This window comes from Burkholderia sp. SIMBA_062, from assembly GCF_046534765.1.
Classification (GTDB): domain Bacteria; phylum Pseudomonadota; class Gammaproteobacteria; order Burkholderiales; family Burkholderiaceae; genus Burkholderia; species Burkholderia ambifaria.
On sequence record NZ_JAWRYD010000263.1, the window covers coordinates 1 to 272 of the forward strand.

1 protein-coding gene is annotated in these 272 nt (G+C 61.0%); it reads left to right on the forward strand.

Annotated features, from left to right (window positions below):
• Nucleotides 1–233: DUF6272 family protein (locus tag SB786_RS36285; RefSeq protein ID WP_410731585.1), on the forward strand; the 233-nt coding region annotated here is incomplete at its 5' end.
• Between the last annotated feature and the right edge of the window lie 39 nt (nucleotides 234–272).

Sequence of the window (272 nt, forward strand, 5' to 3'; positions counted from 1 at the left end):
TGGCCGTGAACGATCTGCGCGAGAAGCTGGAGCCGCTGCGTTCCATGTCGATCGAGGAAATCAAGCAGGCCTACAAGTTGTCGCTGCGCGCGGACACGCCGACCGAAAGCAAGGGCGCGGGGCTGGGCTTTCTGACGATGGCGCGCGATGCGAGCGCGCCGCTCGAATTCGCGTTCTATCCGCGCGAGGACGATCCCGAGACCACGCTCTTTTGCCTCAAGACCATCATCTGACCAGGGCCGGTTACAGAATGGAAAACCTATTTATCGCCG